This is a genomic window from Streptococcus sp. GMD6S (assembly GCF_000297015.1).
On the sequence record NZ_AJRH01000372.1, the window covers coordinates 1 to 2,464 of the forward strand.

General features: G+C 45.8%; 3 protein-coding genes. All 3 read left to right on the forward strand.

From position 1 onward, the window contains the following. The first annotated feature begins 3 nt into the window (after nt 1–3). Nucleotides 4–357, forward strand: a complete 354-nt coding sequence (gene rsfS, locus GMD6S_RS11750; protein WP_001003013.1) for a ribosome silencing factor — start codon at nt 4–6, stop codon at nt 355–357. 320 nt (nt 358–677) lie between these two features. Beyond that, nucleotides 678–1,418 carry a class I SAM-dependent DNA methyltransferase gene (locus GMD6S_RS11760; protein ID WP_008279438.1) on the forward strand — a complete coding sequence of 247 codons (741 nt, stop codon included), beginning with the start codon at nt 678–680 and terminating at the stop codon, nt 1,416–1,418. 9 nt (nt 1,419–1,427) lie between these two features. Continuing rightward, a partial coding sequence (locus GMD6S_RS11765; protein WP_000156372.1) for a nucleotidyltransferase occupies nt 1,428–2,464 on the forward strand: 1,037 nt, incomplete at its 3' end.

Here is a 2,464-nt window from a genome sequence, read left to right on the forward strand (position 1 = left end):
TAAATGAACGAAAAAGAATTACTAGAACTAGTCGTGAAAGCGGCTGATGAGAAACGTGCGGAGGATATCCTCGCACTTGATGTACAAGATTTGACCAGCGTGACGGACTACTTTGTCATCACGAGCTCAATGAATAGCCGCCAGTTGGATGCTATCGCTGACAATATCCGTGAAAAAGTAGCCGAAGCTGGTGTTAAAGGCAGCCATGTCGAAGGCGATGCAGCTGGAGGCTGGGTTTTGCTAGACCTCGGTGGTGTCGTTGTGCATATCTTCTCAGAAGAAATGCGTGCCCATTATAACTTAGAAAAACTATGGCATGAGGCGAGCTCAATAGACATTTCAGAAGCCTTAGCATAGGATATGAACTCAGTTGCAGTCAACTGGGTTTCTTTGCTTATTTTAAAAGAAATTGATGGAAAGGTGAGGGCGACGTGTTTGGTTGATCTTGAAACTGAACACGAGCTAAAAGCTGCGAGAAAAAGAGTAACTTCCTTTGTATCTGATGATACAGCAGAAAGTTTCCTATTTTCTCTTAGTCTTTAACGCTCTTTGTATCTTAGAAAGGATTTGAACCCGTCCTGTAATCGTCGGAAAATAGATAGCCTTCCTTGGAGCTCGGCTCCATCGTCAAGCTCCTAATTTTCATTCCGATTACGGGCGGACTTGGTATCATGATTATGGCAACTTATGAAACCTTTGCGGCTGTTTATGATGCGGTCATGGATGACAGTTTATACGATAAATGGACGGATTTTTCCCTCCGTCATTTGCCAAAGACCAAGGAGAGAAAGAAACTCTTGGAATTGGCTTGTGGAACAGGTATCCAGTCTGTCCGCTTTTCTCAAGCTGGTTTTGATGTGACAGGACTTGACTTGAGCGCTGATATGCTGAAGATTGCGGAGAAAAGAGCTACTTCAGCCAAGCAAAAGATTGATTTTATCGAAGGTAATATGCTGGATTTATCCAAGGCTGGTAAGTACGACTTTGTTACGTGTTACTCGGACTCTATCTGCTACATGCAGGATGAGGTGGAGGTAGGGGACGTATTTAAAGAAGTGTATAATGCCCTCAATGAAGACGGAGTATTCATCTTTGATGTGCATTCGACCTACCAGACAGATGAGGTTTTTCCAGGCTATTCCTACCATGAAAATGCGGAAGATTTTGCCATGCTTTGGGATACCTATGAGGACGAAGCTCCTCACTCCATCGTGCATGAGTTGACTTTCTTTATCAAGGAGGCTGACGGTTCCTTTAGTCGTCACGATGAAGTGCATGAGGAGCGGACCTATGAAGTTTTGACCTATGATATTTTGCTGGAGCAGGCTGGTTTCAAGTCTTTCAAACTCTATGCGGACTTTGAGGACAAGGAGCCAACAGAAACCAGCACCCGTTGGTTTTTTGTCGCGCAGAAGTAGGAGAACATCATGACCATCACAGGTATTATCGCAGAGTTCAATCCTTTTCATAATGGGCACAAATACTTGCTTGAGCAGGCGGAGGGACTGAAAATCGTTGCCATGTCTGGGAATTTCATGCAGCGTGGAGAACCTGCTATCGTAGACAAGTGGACACGGGCTCAGATGGCGCTGGAAAATGGAGCAGATCTGGTAGTGGAATTGCCCTTTTTAGTCAGTGTTCAGGCGGCAGATTTCTTTGGCCAAGGAGCTGTGGATATCTTGGCTCGCTTGGGCATTGATACCCTCGCTTTCGGGACGGAGGAAGTTCTGGATTATCAGAAAATTGCTGACCTATACACGGAGCAAGGCACTGAGATGGAGAAATTTGTGGAAAATCTGCCTGATTCCCTTTCCTATCCTCAGAAAACCCAAGCCATGTGGAAGGAATTTGCAGGTCTTGATTTTTCAGGCAATACACCCAATCATGTTCTAGCTTTGGCCTATGCCAAGGGGGTTGCGGGACGTAGAATCAAACTCCATCCGATTCAGCGTCAGGGGGCTGGTTATCATTCTGTGGACAAGGAAGTGGACTTTGCCTCAGCAACAGCCCTCCGTCAGCATCAATCAGACCAAGATTTCTTAGAACGCTTTATGCCTTCTCTTGACCTCTTTGAGTTGGCGTGTAGGGTGAGTTGGGATGACTATTTTACCTTGCTCCGCTATCAAATCTTGTCAAATCCAGACCTAACCACCATCTATCAGGTCAATCAAGAAATGGCTGTGCGTATCAAGGAAGCTATCAAAACAGCCCAGTCTGTTGACGAATTGGTCGAGGCGGTTGCGACAAAGCGTTATACCAAGGCGCGTGTACGACGACTCTTGACCTATATCTTGGTGCAGGCCAGAGAAAGCGACTTGCCAGAAGGCATCCATGTCCTTGGCTTTACTGAAAAAGGCAGACAACACCTCAAGTCTCTGAAAGGCCAGGTCCATCTAGTCAGTCGAATTGGCAAAGAACCTTGGGATGCTATGACTCAAAAGGCAGACCAGATTTACCAACTAGG